The sequence below is a fragment of the Streptomyces sp. NPDC047043 genome, assembly GCF_040644055.1.
GTDB lineage: Bacteria > Actinomycetota > Actinomycetes > Streptomycetales > Streptomycetaceae > Streptomyces.
The window spans coordinates 67,382-85,065 of sequence record NZ_JBEYVO010000009.1 but is presented as its reverse complement, the minus strand read 5'-3'; the positions used below and the strand labels follow the sequence as shown (position 1 = coordinate 85,065).

General features: G+C 72.7%; 17 protein-coding genes and 1 pseudogene. 11 read left to right on the top strand and 7 right to left on the bottom strand.

What is annotated here, in order from left to right; all coding sequences use genetic code 11:
- Positions 1-25: 25 nt before the first annotated feature.
- Positions 26-604: a TetR/AcrR family transcriptional regulator gene (locus ABZ880_RS15780; protein WP_361262094.1), complete on the bottom strand. Its 579-nt coding sequence runs from the start codon at positions 602-604 to the stop codon at positions 26-28.
- Between the two features lie 89 nt (positions 605-693).
- On the opposite strand from ABZ880_RS15780, the gene ABZ880_RS15775 reads away from it, so the two are divergent.
- Positions 694-1,140 (top strand): DUF1772 domain-containing protein, encoded by a 447-nt coding sequence (locus ABZ880_RS15775; RefSeq protein WP_361262091.1) that lies wholly within the window; start codon positions 694-696, stop codon positions 1,138-1,140.
- 134 nt (positions 1,141-1,274) lie between these two features.
- On the opposite strand, the pseudogene ABZ880_RS15770 reads toward ABZ880_RS15775, so the two are convergent.
- Positions 1,275-1,645: pseudogene (locus tag ABZ880_RS15770) on the bottom strand (GNAT family N-acetyltransferase); the annotation flags it as partial.
- Between ABZ880_RS15770 and ABZ880_RS15765 the strand changes: the two are divergent.
- From ABZ880_RS15765 to ABZ880_RS15750, 4 genes are all read left to right on the top strand, one after another.
- Entirely contained in the window at positions 1,644-2,363 is a 720-nt protein-coding gene (locus ABZ880_RS15765) for a YafY family protein (protein WP_361262088.1), read from the top strand. The pseudogene ABZ880_RS15770 and the gene ABZ880_RS15765 sit on opposite strands and share 2 nt — an antisense overlap.
- Positions 2,364-2,447: 84 nt before the next feature.
- A complete protein-coding gene (locus ABZ880_RS15760) occupies positions 2,448-2,852 on the top strand; it encodes a nuclear transport factor 2 family protein (RefSeq protein ID WP_361262085.1) in 405 nt (134 codons plus the stop codon).
- 118 nt (positions 2,853-2,970) lie between these two features.
- Positions 2,971-3,633 carry a hypothetical protein gene (locus tag ABZ880_RS15755; protein ID WP_361262082.1) on the top strand — a complete coding sequence of 221 codons (663 nt, stop codon included), beginning with the start codon at positions 2,971-2,973 and terminating at the stop codon, positions 3,631-3,633.
- Between the two features lie 5 nt (positions 3,634-3,638).
- Complete coding sequence (locus ABZ880_RS15750) at positions 3,639-4,193, top strand: hypothetical protein (RefSeq protein ID WP_361262079.1); 555 nt, start codon at positions 3,639-3,641, stop codon at positions 4,191-4,193.
- Here the strand turns inward: ABZ880_RS15750 and ABZ880_RS15745 are convergent.
- Complete coding sequence (locus ABZ880_RS15745) at positions 4,179-4,610, bottom strand: DUF1992 domain-containing protein (RefSeq protein WP_361262076.1); 432 nt, start codon at positions 4,608-4,610, stop codon at positions 4,179-4,181. The two genes, ABZ880_RS15750 and ABZ880_RS15745, sit on opposite strands and share 15 nt — an antisense overlap.
- An 80-nt stretch (positions 4,611-4,690) precedes the next feature.
- Between ABZ880_RS15745 and ABZ880_RS15740 the strand changes: the two genes are divergently transcribed.
- On the top strand, positions 4,691-5,083 hold the full coding sequence (locus ABZ880_RS15740) for a hypothetical protein (RefSeq protein ID WP_361262073.1): 393 nt from the start codon (positions 4,691-4,693) through the stop codon (positions 5,081-5,083).
- A gap of 30 nt (positions 5,084-5,113) precedes the next feature.
- Here the strand turns inward: ABZ880_RS15740 and ABZ880_RS15735 are convergent, their stop codons facing one another.
- The 3 genes from ABZ880_RS15735 to proP form a co-directional block, all read right to left on the bottom strand.
- A complete protein-coding gene (locus tag ABZ880_RS15735; RefSeq protein WP_361262070.1) occupies positions 5,114-5,785 on the bottom strand; it encodes an O-methyltransferase in 672 nt (223 codons plus the stop codon).
- Positions 5,786-5,815: 30 nt separating this feature from the next.
- On the bottom strand, positions 5,816-6,940 hold the full coding sequence (locus ABZ880_RS15730) for a DUF2330 domain-containing protein (protein WP_361262067.1): 1,125 nt from the start codon (positions 6,938-6,940) through the stop codon (positions 5,816-5,818).
- A gap of 734 nt (positions 6,941-7,674) precedes the next feature.
- Entirely contained in the window at positions 7,675-9,051 is a 1,377-nt protein-coding gene (gene proP, locus ABZ880_RS15725; RefSeq protein WP_361262064.1) for a glycine betaine/L-proline transporter ProP, read from the bottom strand.
- 277 nt (positions 9,052-9,328) lie between these two features.
- Here proP and ABZ880_RS15720 point away from each other — a divergent pair, with 277 nt between their 5' ends.
- The 5 genes from ABZ880_RS15720 to ABZ880_RS15700 all read left to right on the top strand — a co-directional run bounded on the left by ABZ880_RS15720 (position 9,329) and on the right by ABZ880_RS15700 (position 16,459).
- The gene (locus ABZ880_RS15720) at positions 9,329-11,374 is read left to right on the top strand and encodes a bifunctional glycosyltransferase 87/phosphatase PAP2 family protein (RefSeq protein ID WP_361262061.1); all 2,046 of its coding nucleotides are present in this window, start codon (positions 9,329-9,331) and stop codon (positions 11,372-11,374) included.
- Positions 11,375-11,489: 115 nt separating this feature from the next.
- Complete coding sequence (locus ABZ880_RS15715; protein ID WP_361262058.1) at positions 11,490-13,061, top strand: glycosyltransferase family 39 protein; 1,572 nt, start codon at positions 11,490-11,492, stop codon at positions 13,059-13,061.
- Positions 13,062-13,287: 226 nt separating this feature from the next.
- Entirely contained in the window at positions 13,288-14,946 is a 1,659-nt protein-coding gene (locus ABZ880_RS15710) for a response regulator transcription factor (protein WP_361262055.1), read from the top strand.
- Positions 14,947-15,059: 113 nt separating this feature from the next.
- The gene (locus ABZ880_RS15705) at positions 15,060-15,383 is read left to right on the top strand and encodes a tetratricopeptide repeat protein (protein WP_361262052.1); all 324 of its coding nucleotides are present in this window, start codon (positions 15,060-15,062) and stop codon (positions 15,381-15,383) included.
- Positions 15,287-16,459, top strand: coding sequence for an NAD(P)-binding domain-containing protein (locus ABZ880_RS15700; RefSeq protein ID WP_361262049.1), 1,173 nt, complete (start codon positions 15,287-15,289; stop codon positions 16,457-16,459). Before ABZ880_RS15705 ends, ABZ880_RS15700 begins: the two co-directional genes overlap by 97 nt.
- On the opposite strand, the gene ABZ880_RS15695 is transcribed toward ABZ880_RS15700, so the two are convergent.
- Positions 16,422-17,657: a cytochrome P450 gene (locus tag ABZ880_RS15695; protein WP_361262046.1), complete on the bottom strand. Its 1,236-nt coding sequence runs from the start codon at positions 17,655-17,657 to the stop codon at positions 16,422-16,424. The two genes, ABZ880_RS15700 and ABZ880_RS15695, sit on opposite strands and share 38 nt — an antisense overlap.
- Positions 17,658-17,684 lie beyond the last annotated feature (27 nt).

Sequence of the window (17,684 nt, the reverse complement as noted above, 5' to 3'; positions counted from 1 at the left end):
GCTGCCTGCCCGCCGGGACGATGTGTCAGATGACGGCGAGCCGGTCCACCAGCAGCTCCACCCTCCACTCGGCGTCCCCCGGCGGCAGCCGTCCCGCCCGGGTCAGGGTGGCCAGGCCGTGCAGGGCCGCCCAGAACGTCTCGGTGAACAGACCTGGGTGGATGCCGTCCCCGGCGACCTCGGCGAGGCACTCGAGCAGGGCGGCGAAGGCGTCCTTCAAAGGCTCCGGGGTGTCCTCCTGCGCGTACGCCAGGCCGCCGTCGAGCTGGAACAAGGCGTCGTAGACCGCCGGGTTGCGTGCGGCGAAGTCGAGGTAGGCGCGGGCCAGGGCGGTGACCCGGGCGCGCGGGCCGTCCGCGGCGGAGGTCGCGGCCCGCACCGCCGCGGCCATCTCGGTGGCGCCCTCGAGGGCGACGGCGCCGATGATCTCGCGCTTGCCGCGGAAGTGGCTGTAAAGGACGGGCTGGCTGTACTCGATGCGCTCGGCGAGCCGGCGGGTGGTGACCGCGTCCCAGCCCTGCTGCTCGGCGAGTTCGCGGGCCGTGGCCACGATGAGGCGTTCGCGCTCCGCCCGTTCGCGCTGCTTGCGTTCCTGTACCGACATGAATCGATCCTAGCACCGCTAGACAATCGAGCGGCAGTAGTACTAGCGTTGCCTCATCGGCTAGCAGCGCTAGATCCCAGGGGGTCGTCATGCTCAACGCACTCGAGATCGTCACCACCGTGGTCGTCGGCCTGATGGTGGGGGTGGAGTTCTCCGTCGCCTTCGTCATGAACCCGATCCTCAACGCACTCCCCGAGGACAGCGGCCAGCTCGGCCATGCCCACGGGGGCCGGATGCTCGGCGCCGTGATGCCGTTCTGGTACATCGGCTCGCTCGTCCTGAGCGCGGTCTGGGCCGTCGCCGGATGGCACCACGACGGCGCCGGCCTGGTCGTCGTCGCCGGCGCGCTGCTGATCCTCAGCGTGGTCATGTCGATTCTGCTGCTCGTCCCGATCAACAACCGGAACAAGACGTGGACCCCCGAGAACCGGCCCGCCGACTGGAAGCAGCAGCTGAATCGCTGGAACCGCTTCCACTACGTCCGCGTGGCCGTCATCGTCGCCGCCTTCGCCCTGCTGGTCGCCGCCCTCGCCTGAGCCCGCGGGCCGGCACCGCGCCCGTGACGCACCAGCCCCACCTCGCCGCCGGCGTCCGGCGGCGCAGTGGGCGTTGGAAGGCCGCTTGCCGTCAGTTGTCCGTGCGGAACCAGTGGCCGGCGTACTTGTCGTCGTTGTGCGGCCCGCATGAGGGGCGTGGCGCCGCCCTTGCCGCTCATCTGCTCGTACTGCGCGAACATCCGGGTCGGTTCGGCCGTCGTGGCGTTCGGGAGCCGTACGCCCGCCGATCCGGCAGGCTCGCCCTCGTGGCGTGCGATCAGCAACTGGCCCGTCGGCGGGGCGCGTTCGGCGCCGTGCGGGCCGCGATCTCCCGCTCCGGCTCGGCCGGGTCGGTCCGGTGCCCCTCGTGCAGGAGGCAGTAGCGGTCGCTGGCCTCCGTGTAGTGCGCCCGCCAAAGGGCCGCGGCGACGGGGGAGTCGAAGGGGGGGCGCGCAACCGAATACGGGACACGCCGGCCCACCGGATTCCGCAGACTGGGCGTCATGAACCGCACCGACCGCCTCTACGCCCTGGTGGAGGAGCTGCGCGCCGCCGCGCCGAGCCCGCGCAGCGCCCGTACGCTCGCCCGGCGCTTCGAGGTCAGCGTCCGCACCGTCGAGCGGGACCTGGCGGCGCTGCAGCAGTCCGGCGTCCCGGTGTACGCCCAGCCCGGCCGCACCGGCGGCTACGTCCTGGACCGGCGGCGCACGCTGCCGCCGCTGACCATCACCCCGGCCGAGGCGACCGCCCTCGCGGTCGGGCTGCACGCGCTCGCGGGCACGCCGTTCGCGGCGGACGCCCGCAGCGCCCTGCACAAGGTGCTCGCGGTGATGCCGGAGCGGGAGCGGGCGGCGGCCGCCGAGATGACCGGCCGGGTGCAGCTGCTCGTCCCGGCGGCCGCCCCGGCGCGCTCCGCCGCCCCCGTCGTACCGGAGCCGCTGCGCGAGGCGCTGACCGCCGGGCGGGTGCTGCGGCTGCGGTACGTGGACGCGGCCGGCACCGTCACCGGCCGCGACGTCGAACCGGTCGGCTTCCTCGGCGGCGACGAGCACTGGTACCTGGCCGCCTGGTGCCGGATGCGCGAGGCGCCGCGCGGCTTCCGCGTCGACCGGATACAGGCGGTCCAGGCCCTCGACGAGCGGATCCCGGAGCGGCATGTGGATCTCGCGGAACTCGACACGCTGGGCTCCGACCTGGTGCCGCTGGCCGAGTTCGGAATGTGACGGCAATCACCGACAGGAGGGTGTCGCGCAGGCCGCCGAGTCTGGTGTCCGACCTCGACGGACGCGCCACGAAAGGCCAGTGCTATGTCACATACCGCTTCCGACATCCTCACCCCGGCGACCGGCCTCGCCCTCTTCGACCGCTGGACCGCCCTCTGGAACGGCGACTTCAGCGACCCCGACGGCTTCCTCGCCCCCGACTTCCGCATCCGTTTCGCCGGCAACCCCGAGGGCTCGGACACCGACTCCCTGCACGGCCCCTCGGGCATCGTCGACCTGATCGCCCGGCACCGTGCCGAGAGCCCCGGACGCCGGTACGCCGCCGAGGGCACCCCGCTGGTCGACCCCGTGCTCGGCCGGGTCGCCTGCTGCTGGTACGTGACGCGCGAGGACGGCACGCAGAAGAGCGGCATCGACCTGTTCGAGGTAGTCCGGGGGCGCATCGCGACCGTGTGGTCGGTGACCGGCCTGCGCCGCTTCGCGCCCTGAGCGCACCGAAGGACGGCCGAAACACTGCCGAAGGGCGACAGTTGACCGTTTGAGGGGTGCCCTCCGGGCAACCCGGTCGGGGAACCGGCCCGTTGGGCCGACCCACCGGAAGGCACCCATGTCCACAGGCATGATCATCGCTCTGATCGTGATCGTGGCGGCCGTGGTCGTTGTCGCGGCCGCCCTGACCCTGAACGCCCGCGGTCCGCACGGCGGCCGGGACCTGAAGCGGCGCTTCGGTCCCGAGTACGACCGGACGCTGGCCCGGCACGACGGGGACGCCAAGGCCGCCGAACGCGAGCTCACCGAACGGGTGGAGCGGCACGGATCGCTGCGCGAGCAGCCGCTGGAGCCCGGCCGGCGCGAGCAGTTCGAGGCTCGCTGGACGGCCGCGCAGGAGCGGTTCGTCGACGCGCCGCGGGAGGCGGTCGCCGAGGCGGACCGGCTGCTCTCGGAGGTCGCGGCCGACCGTGGCTTCCCCGACGGCGGCCAGTACGAGGAGCAGCTCGCCGCGCTCTCCGTCCACCACGCCGGCCATGTCCACGGCTACCGGCATGTGCACCGGGTCGCCCGCGTGGGCGCGGGCGGGCAGGACGGCGACCGGGCCGACACCGAGGAGATGCGCGAGGCGATGGTCGAGGCCCGGGCCCTGTTCGAGGACCTGATGAGCCCGACCCGCGAGGACTCCAAGAAGCCCGCCAAGCCCGAGCAGCACACCCGCACCAACGGCCGCACGCGCCTGCCGTGGGCCTTCAACCGGCACCAGGCGAAGGGGAGTTGAGCGACATGACGGACGCCAAGGCCGGCCCCGGCGTCGGCGCCGAAGGCAGCGAGGCCGACGACAGGACGAAGCCGCACACGGTGGCGCCCACCCCGCCGAAGGCGACCGGGAGCGAGCCCGCGGGCCCGCGAGGCACTTCGCCGACCCCGCCGAAGGCGACCGGGGCGGCGGACCGCGAGGGCACGGAGCCCGGCCCCGACAGCACTGCCGGCCCCGCCAGCACCTCCGGCACCGAAGGCACCGGACAGCGCACCGGCACCACCACCCCCACCGCCCGCCTGCTTCCCCACGACGAGTGCGACAAGCTCGAACTCCGCCTCCGCCAGGCCGTCTCCGGGTTCGTCGACGGGCCCCGGGACGCCGTCGAGGAGGCCGACCACGTGGTCGAGGAGATCGCCGGGCGGTTCACCGAGGCCCTGACCCGGCGCCGCCGCACCCTGCGCATGTCCTGGCAGGAGGGCGAGCGGACCGGGGAGCCTGCCACGCACCCCGACACCGAGCAGCTCCGGCTGGCCCTGCGGGACTACCGCGCGCTGGCCGAGCGGCTACTGCACAGCTGAGTCCGCCCCGTCGACCGCCGTCCGACGCTCCCGCCACTCCCGTACGACCGCCTCCACGTCGTACGGCTTCATCCCGAGCGGGGGGCCGGGCGGCGGCTTGAACATCATGTCGCGGATCTTGACGTTGACGTCCGTGATGATCTTCCGGGCGAGCCGCTCCGAGGGCGCCGCGTACGCCGCCGTGAGCGCGTCCTCGGCCTCCTTGCGCAGGGCGAGGGTCGGTGGCAGCACCGAGAGGCCCTCGCGGGCCATCTTCTGCTTGATCCACCACAGTTCGTCGTACGAGGTGTCGGTGCCGGCGGGCAACGGCCTGCCCGCGCCCGGCAGTTGGGCGAAGTCGCCGCGCCGCTCGGCGTCACGGATCTGTTTGTCGACCCAGGACTCGAACGGCACGCCCGGTGGCTTTCGCTCGGTCATGACTCCATTGTGCCGGACGCGGTATGGCCGGGCGATTTATCATGCGGCGGCTGTGTAATGACACTTCAAGAGGAGCGCACGTGCTCGAACTGACCATGGCCACCGTCTCCGGGGCGGAAGAGGGGGCCACGGCCGGCATGCAGATGGCCGACGCGCCCAGTGAGCCCGGCGCCGTGCTGCGGGTGGGCCGGGACAAGTCGGTGTGCCGTCTGGCCACGCCCGACGACTGGCTGTTCATCTCGCGGGTCCACCTGGAGTTCCTGTGCGGCCCGGAGGGGACCTGGCAGGTGACCTGGCTGCGCGGCTCGCAGGCCGACCCGTCCTCCGAGGTCCGGCTGATCGTCGGGGAGTACGCACAGACGCTCGTCTACGGCGGGACCGTGGCGCTGCCCAGGGGCGGCAACGGCGAGATCGTCGTCCGGGACCGCACCGCCCCGCGCAGCGTCAACGTCGGCTTCTACCACGAGTTCTGAACCGGAGGGTCAAGGAGACGGGAGCGGGGGTCACCCGAGGACGCGGGCCAGTGCGAAGCCGTCGTAGCCCTTGCTGCCCACCGTCTGGACCGCCGTGCCGCTCAACCTCGGGTGGGAGCCGATCAGTTCGATCGCGGCGCGGCTGCCCAGGATGTCCGGGTCGGTGCTGTGCGCGTCGGCGACCCGGCCGCTGCGTACCACGTTGTCCACGACGATCAGGCTGCCGGCGCTGGTGAGCCTGAGGGCCCACTCCACGTAGTGCGGGTTGTTGACCTTGTCGGCGTCGATGAAGACCAGGTCGAAGGGGGCCGGGTTCTCGTCGGCCAGCTTGGGCAGCGACTCCAGGGCGGGGCCCACCCGCACGTCGACGATCCGGTCCAGGCCCGCGCGCGCGATGTTGCGGGTGGCGACCTCGGCGTGCTTGGCGCTGTACTCGAGCGAGATCAGCCTGCCGTCCTCGGGCAGGGCGCGGGCCAGCCAGATGGTGCTGTAGCCGCCGAGGGTGCCGATCTCCAGGATGGTGCGGGCGCCCTGGATCTCGGCGAGGAGCTGCAGGAACTTGCCCTGGGGCGGGGTGACCGCGATGGAGGGGAGTCCGGCCGCGTCGCTGTCGCGCAAGGCCGCGTCCAGGACGGCGTCGTCCGGCGAGAGGTGGGTGGTGAAGTAGTCGTCCACGTCGTGCCAGAGCTGCGACTCGCTCATGCACCTGCGCCTTTCATATGGTTAACGCTGCTAACTAGTTGGCCTAACGAACGTGGGCGTCTGCTGGTTCCGGGCGCGTGAGCGCCGTACGGCGAAGACGGTCGCCGCGGTGACGGCCAGGGCCAGTGTGCCCACGACCGTCAGCAGCCACGCCGGGACGCCGGCCACCGTGCGCAGATGGTCCTCGTAGATCACCTGTTGGAACGGGGTGTCCTCGGGTGCCGGGCGCAGGACGTGGTCGCCGGAGATCGAGGCGGGGTTCGGGAACTCCTGGCCGATCGCGGTGAGGTACGGGGTGCCCTTGGCCAGTTCGGCGAGCGGGCCCGCGGGGGTGGTGACGCGTCCGGCGAAGGTGGTGCGGGGGCGGTCGCCGCCGATCGCGGTGCGGGTCTCCATGCGGTGGTCGGCGAGGACGTACAGGCCGAGGGACTGCGGGGTGCGGGCGAGGCGGGACAGGCGCATCGGGTAGATGGGCTGGCCGGCCGCGAAGGTCAGGTGCAGGGGGTCGAGGGTGCCGCTCAGTGCGGTGGACGCGGTGGCGGGGGTCAGGCGGACGGCGACGTACTCCCAGCGGCGGTCCACGTACGGCTGGAGGGCGTCGGTCAGGCGGGGCGGCATGACGAAGCCGTTGGTGTCGAGCCAGCCGTTCAGGGCGGCGGGGTCGGTGGCCGTCAGACGGGCCACGTCGAAGGGGCCGAGCTGCTGGCGGCCGACCACGCCCACGTGCGGTGCGGCGGCGCCCGGCGGCGGTGCGCCGGCGCTGGTGTCGTCGCCGGTGACGAGGGGCCAGTCGCCGTCCTGCGGCCAGAAGTGGTAGCGGTCGCGGCGCACGGGGGCGGTGGCGTTCCTGAGCTGGGTGAACAGCTCGGGGTCGCCGAGCTCGACGGTCGCGCGGTGCGGAACGGGCATGATCCATGCGGCCTTCTGGGCATCCCCGTCCACTGTCAGGCTCATCACGATCTGTTCCTGGCGGCCGTCCCAGCGGACCACGGACTCCTCACGGCCGACGGCCACGCGCTGCTGGGCCCCCGGGATCATCGCCCCGCAGCCGCACGCGTACGCGGGCGCGATCAGGGAGCCCAGCTGCACCGCGAGCAGCGCGCCGACGACCGTCAGTACGCGCACCCGCGCACATTTCCGCAGGAACCAGCCCATTCCCCGAAGCCTCCCGGATGCCGTGGACAGGGCTTCAGACGGTACGGGGGAGGGACCGGTTCCAGGGCGTGTTTGAGACGCTGCGGTGGGTGGGGGAGGGGCGACTGCGCCGTCGCCGGCCGGGACGACGACCGCTCCTCCACGAACGAGGCGCTGCCCCTCCGTCCGCCGCGACGGTGGCGGGCGGACGACGGCCGTGGCCCACTGCCGCCGCTGCCTCGGGCGGCCGGCCGCCGGGCTCAAGGCCGTCAGGGAGTCGGCGGTGCTCGACGCGCCGCCGGCACTGTGCGGCCTTGGCCTCATCCGTCGGCCCGCGGCCGTCGTCGGCCGGGATGGCCGCTCCTCCACGAACGAGGCGCTGCCCCTTCGTCCGCCGCGACGGTGGCGGGCGGACGACGGCCGTAGCCCACTGCCGCCGCTGCCTCGGGCGGCCGGCCGCCGGGCTCAAGGCCGTCAGGGAGTCGGCGGTGCTCGACGCGCCGCCGGCGCTGTGCGGCCTTGGCCTCATCCGTCGGCCCGCGGCCGTCGCCGGCCGGGACGGCCGCTCCTCCGCGAACGAGGCGCTGCCCCTTCGTCCGCCGCGGCGGTGGCGGGCGGACGACGGCCGTGGCCCGCTGCCGCCGCTGCCTCGGGCGGCCGGCTGCCGGGCTCGAGGCCGTCAGGGAGTCGGCGGTGCTCGACGCGCCGCCGGCACTGTGCGGCCCTGGCCTCATCCGCCGGCCCGCGGCCCGGGGCTACCGCTCCACGGCCGGCGCCGACCCGGGCAGGGGCTTGCCCGCCGACTCGGTCATGAACCAGACCGCCACCCCGCCGATGATCGCGGCCGCCATCATGTAGTACGCGGGCATCATCATGTTGCCGGTGGCTCCGATCAGGGCCGTCACGACCAGGGGGGTCGTGCCGCCGAACAGGGAGACCGAGACGTTGAAGCCGATCGACAGGGAGCCGTAGCGCACGCGGGTCGGGAACAGGGCCGGCAGCGCCGAGGGCATCGCGGCGGTGAAGCAGACCAGGAGCAGGCCCAGGGCGCCCATGCCCAGCGCGACCGCCGCCAGGCTGCCCTGGCGGATGAGGAGGATCGCCGGGACGGACAGGGCGAGGAAGCCCGCGCAGCCTGCCGCGATCACCGGGCGGCGGCCGATGCGGTCGGTCAGGGCTCCGGTGAAGGGCTGCGCGATCATCATCAGGACCATGACGGCGAGGACGACCAGCAGGCCGTGGGTCTCGTCGTACTTGAGCTCGCTCGTCAGATAGCTCGGCATGTACGACAGCAGCATGTAGTCCGTGACGTTGAAGACCAGGACCAGGCCCATGCACAGGAGCAGCGCCTTCCACTGGCCCGTGACCATCTCGCGCAGGGGCACCTTCGGGCGGGTGGACTCGGCCTTCTCCAGCTCCGCCGCGAACGCCGGGGTCTCCTCCAGGCGCATGCGCAGGTAGAGGCCGACGATGCCCATCGGGCCGGCGATCAGGAACGGGATCCGCCAGCCCCACGACACCAGGTCCGCCGGCGACAGCAGCGCGGTCATCAGCGTGACCAGGCCCGCGCCGCCGATGTAGCCCGCCAGCGTGCCGAACTCCAGCCAGCTGCCCAAAAACCCGCGCCGCTTGTCCGGCGCGTACTCGGCGATGAACGTCGACGCGCCCGCGTACTCACCGCCGGTCGAGAAGCCCTGCACCAGGCGGGCCAGCAGGAGCAGCAGCGGTGCGCCCACGCCGATGGTGGCGTACGAGGGGATCAGGCCGATCGCGAAGGTGCCCGCCGCCATCATGATCATCGTCAGTGCGAGGACCTTCTGGCGGCCGATCCGGTCGCCGAGCGGGCCGAAGACCATGCCGCCGAGCGGGCGGACCAGGAAGGCCGCGGCGAAGGCGCCGAACGTGGACAGCAGCTGGGCGGTGGGGTTGCCGGACGGGAAGAAGACCTTGCCCAGCGTCACGGCGATGTAGCTGTAGACGCCGAAGTCGAACCACTCCATCGCGTTGCCCAGCGCGGCGGCCTTCACGGCACGGCGCACCAGGGCCGGGTCGGTGGCGGTGACATCGGGAGTGCTGTGGACGGGGGACGGACCGGGGGACGCACTGTGGGGGGATTTTTCGAGAAGGGACATAGCAAAGCGACCATAGGGGGCCTTGTCCCCCTTACGGGGTGCACGCAAGTCGTTGCACAGGGCACGTAAACGGCGCGTATGCAGGCCCGTAGGCCCGCCCGGCAGCGGTTTTCGTACGCCTGCGCTGTGATCCATCTCGCGTACCGCGGAGGCGGCCCCACTCCCGCCGGACTATCGTCATCCAGACAAAAGGGAGAGGGACGACAGGTGAAGCCCGGGTTGCCTGCGTCTCTCTCGGGGGGCCCAGAGAAACGGCGGGGCGGGAGGCCGACGCGGCGTGGCGGACGTGGAGCACAGCGGGCGACCGGCGGGAACCTTCGGAGCGACGGCTGCCGGAGCGGGCAGAAGACGCCTGCGCGTCGCACGTCTGGGCCTGTGGCTGATCGCGGCTGTGCTCGCCGTACGTCAACTGGCCGTCGTTCTGCGTACTCCCCGGGGGGAGCGACTGACGGACCTGGAGACCTGGGTCGGCCCGAACGGCGTCCTGCATGTGAAGGGTTCGCTGTACGACTCCACCCAGTTCACCGGCACCCCGTTCGGCGGTCTCGTCCTCAAGCCCCTCACCCGTGCGGCCGAGCAGGCCCTCGGCTGGGGCTGGACCTTCGGCACGCTGCTGCTGGTGGCCGCCCTCGGCCTGGTCGTCGCCCGCGCCCTGCCCCAGCCGGTGAGCCGCCGGGCCTCCCTGCTCGCCGCGCCGGTCGCGATCAGCCTGCTGATGCTGTCGCTGCCGGTGCGCAACGCCCTCTGGCTCGGCCAGATCAGCATCCTCCCGGTGCTGCTCGTGCTGCTGGGCTGCTTCATCGTCCGCGGCGAACGCACCAGCGGCCTGCTGATCGGACTCGCCGCCGCGCTCCAGCCGACCGTGCTGCTGTTCGCGCCGCTGCTGTGGTTCACCGGGCGGCGCCGGGCCGCGCTGTCGACCGGGGCCACCTTCGCCGCGTGCACGGCGCTCACCTGGGCGGCGATGCCGCGCGACTCGTACATGTACTGGGTGCACCACATGGCGGGCACCGGCCTGGGCGGACCGGCCGACGACCTCGCCAACCAGTCCCTGCACGGCGCGCTGCTCCGGCTGGGCCTGACCGGCCCGCTGGAGATCGCCCTCTTCCTCACGCTCGGCACGGCGGTCGCGGTCCTGGGCGTGCGCCGCGCGGTGGGCTACGCGCGCGACGGCCAGCTGCTGCTCGCGGTCGCCGTCACCGGCTGCGCGGCGATCGCGGTGTCGCCGACCACCTGGCAGCACCAGCTGCTGTGGGTGCTGCTCGCGGTCGTCGGGCGGGTCGGCAGGCGGGCCTCCGACCGGTTCGTGTGGCCGGTCGCCGTCGTCCTGGTGATGACGCTGCCGGCGAAGATGATGCTGCCGAACATGTCGCAGCTGTACACGCTGCGCGACGACATGGTGCTGCTCGCCGCCCTCGCCGCGGCCACCGTCGTCCCGTTCCTGTCCCGCACCTCGCCCTACTACCGCACGCCGATCCCGACCGAGTACGCCGCCCCGGTCCCGGCGCGATGGCGGCGCGTCCCGCTGGTGCCCTTCCTGCGCCGGGCCGTCACCCGCTCGAACCTGCTGCTCGAACTCCTCCTGATCCGCGTCACCTACGCCGCCTACCAGCGGGTCCGGGTCAGGGTGACCGCCGACCGGGCCACCGCCGAGCACCACGGACGCCAGGTCCACACGCTCGAGCAGTGGCTGCACATCGACGTCGAGGGCTGGGTCAACCACACCGTGGTGAAGATCGACTGGCTGCGCCAGTTCCTCGACTTCTACTACGAGTCGTTCCACTTCGGCGTCCCGCTGACCATCCTGGCCGTGCTGTACATCCGCCGCCCCGCGGACTACCGGTGGGCCCGCTCGGCGCTCGGCCTGGCCACCGTGTTCGCCCTGGTCGGCTTCTGGCTGTACCCGCTGGCGCCGCCGCGGCTGATGCCGGGGCTCGGTTTCATCGACACGGTGCACGGCGTCCAGGACTTCGCCAAGCCGAACTACGGCACGCTGACCGCGGTCACCAACCAGTACGCGGCCATGCCCTCGCTGCACTTCGGCTGGTCGCTGTGGTGCGGCGTCGTGATCGTGGTCCTGGCGCCGAAGTGGTGGATGAAGGCGCTGGGCCTGCTGCACCCGCTGTTCACCGTGTCCGCGATCGTGGCGACCGCCAACCACTGGATCCTCGACGCGGTCGGTGGCGCCGCCATCGTCAGCGCGGGCTTCGGGCTGATGTACCTGCTGTCGGGACCGCGCGCCGCCGCCGCGACCGCCCGCAAGGACGACCCGGTGCCCCAAGCCGTGGCGGCGTCGACGGGCCGGGCCTCCTCGGGGCATTGACTGCCGGCTGATGAACCGGAGGCGGATGGTGTGCGTCTCACGGAACGCGGGTGGCCGCGAACAAGGCTGTTGACTCCGGGGGCACCCGTTCCGCAAGGACCCGCACGGTGCGACCGTGACCAGCCCGTCAGCCCGCCGGCCCCCGTCTCCGGAGGACGTCATCACTCAACAAGTGGACACGGCGGGGCTGCTCCCGGTCCAACGCGGCCCCCGCCCCGGACAGCCACCGCCCGTCCGGCAGGTGGGCCGGGCGAAGCGGGCCGCACCGCTCGCCGCCCCTGCCGTGGCCGCGCTCGCCCTCGGACTGTGGGGCATAGGCCGGCACGACAGCATGTGGCGCGACGAGTCCGTCAGCTACCAGGCCGCCCACCGGTCACTGGGCGAACTGTGGGGTCTGCTGGGCCACATCGACGCCGTGCACGGCCTGTACTACCTCCTCCTGCACGCCGTGTTCGCCGTGTGGGACGGCGGCCCGACGGCCCTCCGGCTGCCCTCGGTGCTGGCGAGCGCCCTCGCGGCCGCCGGCGTCGGCGCGATCGGCACCCGGCTCGCCGGGCGCCGGGCCGGCACGCTGGCCGGACTCGTCTTCGCGCTGCTGCCGGCCACCCAGCAGTACGCGCAGGAGGGCCGCTCGTACGCCCTGGTCACCGCGGGGGTGACCTGGGCGACGTACTTCTTCCTGCGCGCCGTCGCAGACCCGCGGGCCCGCCGCTGGACGGCGTACGCCCTCACCCTCGGACTCGCCTGCTGGCTGCACGAGTTCGCGGCGCTGGCGCTCGCCGCGCACGGCATGACGCTGGCCGGATTACAGGTGCCGCGCCGAATATGGTGCAGCTGGGCCGTCGCCGCGACCTGCCTGGCGGCGGGCCTGCTGCCGCTGATGCTGACCAGCGCGGGACAGGCCGACGAGCAGCTCGGCTGGCTCGGACGTCCCTCCCTGAGCATGTGGCTGCAGTTCCTGGCGGTCGCGGCCACGGGCGTGCTGCTGTGCCGGCTCCTGGTGTGCGCGGGCGGCCCCGGGGCCATGGCCATGACCCGCCTGTCCCTGCCGCTGCTGATCGCCCCGGCCGGACTCCTGATGACGATCTCGCTGGTCAAGCCGTGGTACGTCGACCGGTACGTGCTCTACGGCCTCACCGGACTGGCGCTGCCGGCCGGCGCACTGCTGGCCCATGCGATCCGGCGCCGGCACCGGCTCGCCCCCGCCGCCCGGCTGCTGGCGGCCGGCCTGCTCGCCACTGCCGCGGTCGCCGTCCTGCTGCCGTGGTCGCTGATGGTGCGCGAGCCCGACAGCCGCAAGGACGACGTCGTCGCGGTCGCCCGCGCCGTGGAGAAGACGGCACACAACGGCGACGGCGTGCTCTTCATGCCGGCCCGGCGCCGCGAATGGCTCCTTGCCTTCCCCCGGATCTACGACCGCCTCGACGACCTCGCGCTCGCCAAGTCCCCGGCGGCCTCGCGCACCCTCCAGGGCACCGAACTCCCCGCCGACGAGATCCGCCGCCGCATCCTCGCGGCCGACCGGATCATCGCCCTGACCGACCCACCGGACCAGCCGCTCGACGCCTTCCCGCAGGAGAAGGTCAAACGGCAGATCCTCAAGAGGTATTACGAGCCCTGTGAACACACCCGGGTCCTGGGCGCCCAGATCGTCGTCTACGCCCGCCCGGGCCACTGCACGCCCTGAGCGGACCGGGCCGCACCGGGTGACAGCCCCGCCTCCTTGCCTTCCCGCAGGAGAGGGTCAAACGGCAGGTCCTCAAGAGGTATTACGAGCCCTGCGATCGCACCCGGGTCCTGGGCGCCCAGATCGTCGTCTACGCCCGTCCGGGCCACTGCACGCCCTGAGCGGACCGGGCCGCACCGGGTGACAGCCCCGCCTCCTTCGGGGTGCAATGTTGTGCGGAGGCGGCATGGACTGGGACGCGGAGGTCGGGCGAGGGCGCGAGGCCGTGCTGGGCCAGGCCTGGGGCCGGGCGTACGACGTGCTGGCGCAGGCCGATGCGGAGCGTCCGCTGCAGGCCAGTGATGTCGAGCTGTTCGCCGAGGCCGCCGACATGCTGGGCCGCGGCGACGACGCGGTGGCGCTGCTGCGGCGGGCCTACACCGCGTACGCCGAGGCCGGGGCGGTGGGGGCGGCGCTGCGGTGTGCGTACTGGCTGTGCAAGGCGCTGGCCTGGGGCGGCGAGTTCGCACAGTCGGGCGCCTGGCTGGCCCGCGCCCGGCGCCTCGCGGCCACCGAACCCGGCTGCCCCGAGTGCGCCTACCTGCTCATGCTGGAGGCCGAGCTGCACTTCCGGGCGGGCGAACCGGAGCAGATGCTCGACACCGCCCGCCGGCTGGCCGAGGTGGCCGCCTCCCGCACGGATGCCGACCTCGCGGCCGGCACGGCGATGACGCTGGGCCTCGCCCTGGTGAGCAACGGGCAGGTCGCCGCCGGGCTCGCCGAACTCGACGAGGCGATGGTCGCGGTCACCGACGGCGCGCTGTCCGCGCGCTGCACCGGGATGATCTACTGCGTCGTCATCGGCACCTGCCAGGAGCTGCAGGAACTGCGCCGCGCCCAGGAGTGGAGCGAGGCGCTGGCCGAGTGGTGCGCGGCCCAGCCCGAGTTCACCGGCGCCTACCGCGGCCTGTGCCGGGTGCACCGCGTCGCACTGCTCCAGCTCGGCGGCGCCTGGCCGGACGCGGTCCGCGAGGCCCGCCTGGCCTGCACCCAGCTCACCGCCGGCTACGGCGAACAGGTGGCGGGCGGCGCCTTCTACCAGCTGGCCGAACTGCACCGCCTGCGCGGCGAGTTCACCGAGGCCGAGCAGGCCTACCGGGACACCCTCCAGTACGGCTGGGACGCCCAGCCCGGCCTGGCGCTGCTCCGGCTGGTGCGGGGCCGGCGCGATGCGGCGACGGCGGCGATCCGCCGGGCACTGGCGGAGACGACGGAGCCGATGCGCAGGGCGCGCCTGCTGCCCGCGGCGGTGGAGATCCTTCTCGCGGAGGGCGAGCAGACCGCGGCCGAAGCCGCCCGGGCGGCCGACGAGTTGGTGGGCATCGCCGGTGCGCACGGCGCCGTCGCCCTGCGCGCCATGGCCGCGCAGGCCCAAGGGGCGGTGCGGCTCGCCGAGGGTGCGGTGGGGGAGGCCCTGGCGCTGCTCCGGGAGGCCGGGCGGCTGTGGCGGGAGCTGGAGGTGCCCTACGAGGCCGCGCGCGTCGGGGTGTCGATCGGCCTGGCCTGCCGGGCGCTCGGCGACGAGGACTCGGCGGGGTGGGAGCTGGACTCGGCCCGGCAGGTCTTCGAGCGGCTCGGCGCCGCCCCGGCCGTGGCACGCGTCGAGCGCCTCACCGGCGACGCCAAGGATCGCCATCCGATGCTCTCGCCCCGCGAGCTCGAAGTCGTACGGCTGATCGCCCGCGGCCGCACCAACCACGCCATCGCAGCGGAGCTGTTCCTCAGCGAGAAGACCGTCGCCCGGCACGTCAGCAACATCTTCGGCAAGCTCGACGTCACCTCCCGCACCGCGGCGGCCGCCTACGCCTTCGAGCACGGGCTCGTGCAGCGCGACACGCCTGCGTAGCAGCAGCAGAGCAGCGGCTGCGCAGAACCACCCATGCGCCCGCCCCGGCGCATGGGCATGGATGGGCATTCCTCTCGATGCGGCCGCCCCCGCCCCGGCACGAGCATCGACACGTGTCCGACGACCAGAGCGGTACAGACGGTCTCCAAGGTCTTCGCGAACAGGTCCGCGCGGCGCGCCTGCGGCTCGCCGACAGCGCCGCCGACCTGGGCACCCTGCTGCGGCTGCTCGGTGAGCACGCCGAGGCCGAGCGGATGCTGCGCCAGGCCGTGGAGATCTACGAGGCCGACCGCCGGACACGGCCCACCAGCAGCGGCACGGACATCACGGAGGAGCTGTCATGGACACCCAGCGCATCGAAACGGTCGTCATCGGCGGCGGCCAGGCAGGCCTCGCCACCGGATACCACCTCGCCCGCACCGGCCGGCCCTTCGTGATCCTGGACGCCGGCGAGCGCATCGGCGACGCCTGGCGCGGGCGCTGGGACTCGCTGCGGCTGTTCAGCCCCGCCCGGTTCGACGGCCTGCCCGGGCTGCCGTACCCCGGCCCCGCCTGGTCGTTCCCCACCCGCGACGAGTTCGCCGACTACCTCCAGGCGTACGCGGCCTGGGCGGAACTCCCGGTCAGGACGGGGGCAGCGGTGCGGCGGGTGTCGTACACAAACGGCCGCTACGTCGTCGAGACGGCAGGTGATCTGCGGTACGAGGCCGACAACGTCGTCGTCGCGGCGGGATACGACCGGCTGCCCAAGATCCCTGCCTACGCCGGTCAACTCGCCCCCGGGATCACCCAGTTGCACGCGGTCGACTACCGCAATCCCGACCAGCTCCGCGACGGCCCGGTCCTGATCGTCGGCGCCGGCAACTCGGGCGCCGACATCGCCCTCGAACTCGCCCGCACCCACACGGTGTTGCTCTCCGGCCCGCACCCGGGACAGATCCCCTGGCGGATCGAGAGCCGAAAGGCCAGGTTCCTGACCCCGGCCCTCTTCTTCCTCTTCCGGCACCTGCTGACCGTGCGCACCCCGATCGGCCGCAAGGTCCGGCCCAAGGTGCTCGCGCACAGCGCCCCGCTGATCCGGGTGAAGTCGTCGGACCTGAAGGCGGCCGGTGTCCGGCGGGTGGCGCGCACGACGGGGGTGCGCGACGGCCGGCCGGTGCTCGCCGACGGGACGGTGCCCGAGGTGACGAACGTGCTGTGGTGCACGGGGTTCCGGCCGGACACCTCCTGGATCGACCTGCCCGACGCGGAGGTGTTCGACGTGGACGGGGAACCGGCGCAGCGACGCGGGGTGGTGGAGTCACAGCCCGGCCTGTACTTCGTCGGCAGGCTCTTCCAGTACGCGATGGCCTCGTCGATGATCCAGGGCGTCGGAAGGGACGCCGAGTTCGTCGTACGGCACCTCGCGGCGCGCTCTGTTGCGGCATCCGTCGAGGACGGGCCGGCGGCGCCGGGAAGCCGCCGGCCCGAGATCGTCAACCGGCCCGGACCAGAAGGTGTTTCACACCGTTGATCCATGCCGAGCGCAGGCGGTCCGGGTCGCCGGACAGGGTGAGGTTCGGCAGGGCGTCGGCGATCGCGTTGAAGATGAGGTCGATCTCCAGGACGGCCAGGGACTTGCCCAGGCAGTAGTGCGGGCCGCCCCCGCCGAAGCCGAGGTGGGGGTTGGGGTCGCGGGTGATGTCGAAGGTGTCCGGGTCGGTGAAGACCTCCGGGTCGTGGTTGGCGGAGGCGTAGAAGATGCCGACCCGGTCGCCCTTCTTTATCAACTTCCCGCCCAGTTCCGTGTCCTGGGTGGCGGTGCGCTGGAAGGAGTTGACGGGGGTCGCCCAGCGGACGATCTCCTCGGCCGCCGTCTCCGGACGCTCCCTCTTGTACAGCTCCCACTGCTCGGGATGGGTGAGGAAGGCGTGCATGCCGTGGGTGATGGCGTTGCGGGTCGTCTCGTTGCCCGCGACCGCCAGCATCAGTACGAAGAACCCGAACTCGTCGGAGTTGAGGTTGCCTTCGTCCTCCGCGGCCACCAGCGTCGTGACGATGTCCTTGGCCGGGCACTGCTTCCGGTCGGCGGACATGTTCATGGCGTAGGCGATGAGTTCGGTGGCCGACTCGGCGCCGACCTCCTCGGTGATCGCGTACTCCGGGTCGTCGTACGAGATCATCTTGTTGGACCAGTCGAAGATCTTGGCCCGGTCGTCCTGCGGGATGCCGATGAGCTCGGCGATGGCCTGCAGGGGCAGTTCGCAGGCGACCTCGGTGACGAAGTCGAAGGGGCCGGACTGGGCGAGGGCGCTCTGTGCGATGTTGTGGGCGCGGTCGCGCAGCCGCTCCTCCAGCGCCCGGATGGCGCGCGGCGTGAAGATGCGCTGCACGATCTGGCGGACGCGGGTGTGCTCCGGCGGATCCATGTTCAGCAGGATCAGCCGCTGGGCGTCGATCGCGTCGCGCTCGATGTGCTCGTTGAAGCGGATGATCGCCGTGTTGAGGTACGAGGAGAAGAGCTCCGGGTGCGTCGAGACGTACTTGACGTCGGCGTGCCGGGTGACGGCCCAGTACCCCTCGTCCTGGAAGCCGGCCAGGTTGGCCGACTGCGGGATCCAGCGGACCGGTTCGGCCCGGCGCAGCTCGGCGAACTCCGGCAGGGGCACTCGGGCGTGCAGCAGGTCGGGGTCGGTGAAGTCGAACCCGTCGGGGAGAGCCGGACAGGGCATGGGCAGCTCCAAGCCTGTGTTCTGAAC

What these genes read in the sequence shown, in the direction of transcription:
- ABZ880_RS15780 (WP_361262094.1), bottom strand. Translation starts at nt 604, where the DNA reads ATGTCGGTACAGGAACGCAAGCAGCGCGAACGGGCGGAGCGCGAACGC.
- ABZ880_RS15775 (WP_361262091.1), top strand. Translation starts at nt 694, where the DNA reads ATGCTCAACGCACTCGAGATCGTCACCACCGTGGTCGTCGGCCTGATG.
- ABZ880_RS15765 (WP_361262088.1), top strand. Translation starts at nt 1,644, where the DNA reads ATGAACCGCACCGACCGCCTCTACGCCCTGGTGGAGGAGCTGCGCGCC.
- ABZ880_RS15760 (WP_361262085.1), top strand. Translation starts at nt 2,448, where the DNA reads ATGTCACATACCGCTTCCGACATCCTCACCCCGGCGACCGGCCTCGCC.
- ABZ880_RS15755 (WP_361262082.1), top strand. Translation starts at nt 2,971, where the DNA reads ATGTCCACAGGCATGATCATCGCTCTGATCGTGATCGTGGCGGCCGTG.
- ABZ880_RS15750 (WP_361262079.1), top strand. Translation starts at nt 3,639, where the DNA reads ATGACGGACGCCAAGGCCGGCCCCGGCGTCGGCGCCGAAGGCAGCGAG.
- ABZ880_RS15745 (WP_361262076.1), bottom strand. Translation starts at nt 4,610, where the DNA reads ATGACCGAGCGAAAGCCACCGGGCGTGCCGTTCGAGTCCTGGGTCGAC.
- ABZ880_RS15735 (WP_361262070.1), bottom strand. Translation starts at nt 5,785, where the DNA reads ATGAGCGAGTCGCAGCTCTGGCACGACGTGGACGACTACTTCACCACC.
- ABZ880_RS15730 (WP_361262067.1), bottom strand. Translation starts at nt 6,940, where the DNA reads ATGGGCTGGTTCCTGCGGAAATGTGCGCGGGTGCGCGTACTGACGGTC.
- proP (WP_361262064.1), bottom strand. Translation starts at nt 9,051, where the DNA reads ATGTCCCTTCTCGAAAAATCCCCCCACAGTGCGTCCCCCGGTCCGTCC.
- ABZ880_RS15710 (WP_361262055.1), top strand. Translation starts at nt 13,288, where the DNA reads ATGGACTGGGACGCGGAGGTCGGGCGAGGGCGCGAGGCCGTGCTGGGC.
- ABZ880_RS15700 (WP_361262049.1), top strand. Translation starts at nt 15,287, where the DNA reads ATGGACACCCAGCGCATCGAAACGGTCGTCATCGGCGGCGGCCAGGCA.
- ABZ880_RS15695 (WP_361262046.1), bottom strand. Translation starts at nt 17,657, where the DNA reads ATGCCCTGTCCGGCTCTCCCCGACGGGTTCGACTTCACCGACCCCGAC.